The organism is Nocardia sp. NPDC058518, assembly GCF_042719655.1.
Lineage (GTDB): Bacteria > Actinomycetota > Actinomycetes > Mycobacteriales > Mycobacteriaceae > Nocardia.
In genome coordinates, this window is the sequence record NZ_JBHXNJ010000023.1 from 104,551 (window position 1) to 106,122 (window position 1,572).

The following is a 1,572-nucleotide window of genomic DNA, read 5'->3' on the forward strand; positions in this document are numbered from 1 at the left end:
CCCGGGGCGCGGCGCGCGGCGCCGGCGGCCGGCGCGGCGGGGGCGGCGCCCCGCCCCCCGCGGCCCGCGCCGGCCCCGCCCCGCCCGGGGGGCCCTCGCGGCCGCGGGTATCGGCAAGGGCGACCGGGTCGCGCTGTGGGCGCCCAATTCGGCGGAGTGGATGATCGCGGCGTTCGGCGTGCTCACCGCAGGGGCCGTGCTGGTGCCGGTGAACACGCGGTTCAAGGCGGGCGAAGCGGCCGATGTCATCCGGCGTAGCGGGGCGAGGGCGGTCCTGGTGGAACAGGGGTTCCTCGGCACCGACTACACCGGTGTCACCGAGGTGCCGGTGTTCGATCTGAAATCCGGGTTCCTCGATTCGGGCGAGCCGTTCGAATGTGCCGTCGCGGGAACCGATGTCGCCGACATCATCTTCACCTCGGGGACCACCGGACGGCCCAAGGGCGTCACGATGAACCATCGGCAGACCCTGCGGCTCTACGCGGAGTGGTGCGATCTGGCCGATCTGCGCGAGGGCGACCGGTATCTGATCGTCAACCCGTTCTTCCACACCTTCGGCTACAAGGCCGGACTGGTGGCCTCGCTCATCCGCGGCGCGACCGTCCTTCCGGTGCCGGTCTTCGATGTCGAGACGGTCCTCGACCTGGTGGAACGCGAACGGGTGACGATGCTGCCCGGACCACCCACCCTGTATCACGCGCTGCTGGAATCGAAAGGCACCCATGATCTGTCCTCGCTGCGCGCGGCGGTGACCGGTGCCGCCGACATCCCGGTGGAGCTCATCCGCCGGATCGCCCAGGAGTTGCCGTTCCGGTCCATCATGACCGGCTACGGCCTCACCGAAGCCGGCACGGCCACCGCCTCCCGGCCCGGTGACACCTTCGAACAGATCGCGACCACGGTGGGGCAACCCTGCGCCGGGGTCGAGGTCAGGATCGCCGAGGACGGCGAGGTCCTCGTGCGCGGATACTCGGTCATGCTGGGCTATCTCGACGATCCCGACGCGACCGCCGCGGCCATCGATCCGGACGGGTGGCTGCACACCGGCGATCTCGGTGCGCTCGATATCGACGGCAGACTACGCATCGTCGGACGGAAGAAGGACATGTTCATCGTCGGCGGCTTCAACGCCTATCCCGCGGAGATCGAGGGGTTCCTGCTCGAACATCCCGCGGTCACCCAGGCCGCGGTGGTCGGGGTCCCCGACGAGCGGCTCGGCGAGGTGGGCCGCGCGTACGTGGTGGCGAAGGCCGAGGTCACCGAGGACGAGCTCATCGCCTGGAGCCGGAACCGGATGGCCGGCTACAAGGTGCCGCGTTCGGTGCGGTTCCTGGATGCCTTGCCGCTCAACGCGACCGGGAAGGTGATGAAGGACCAGCTGACCTGACCATCTCCGCGAGACCACCGACTCCGGCCGCGAGCGCACCGATGTGCGCCGGCGGCCGGAGTCGAGTGCGGGGCGCGGAACGGGCCCGGAAACAAATTAACGACCCCGCCCGCGCCCCCCGCCACCCCCGGGGCGGGCCGGGCCCCCCCCCGGCGGGGGGGGGGGAGCCACGGGGGCCGTTGTCC

General features: G+C 71.3%; 1 protein-coding gene. It reads left to right on the forward strand.

The window, feature by feature from the left end:
* On the forward strand, window positions 1-1,387 hold a 1,387-nt coding region (locus ACFWPX_RS30690), incomplete at its 5' end, for a FadD3 family acyl-CoA ligase (protein ID WP_378931350.1).
* Window positions 1,388-1,572 lie beyond the last annotated feature (185 nt).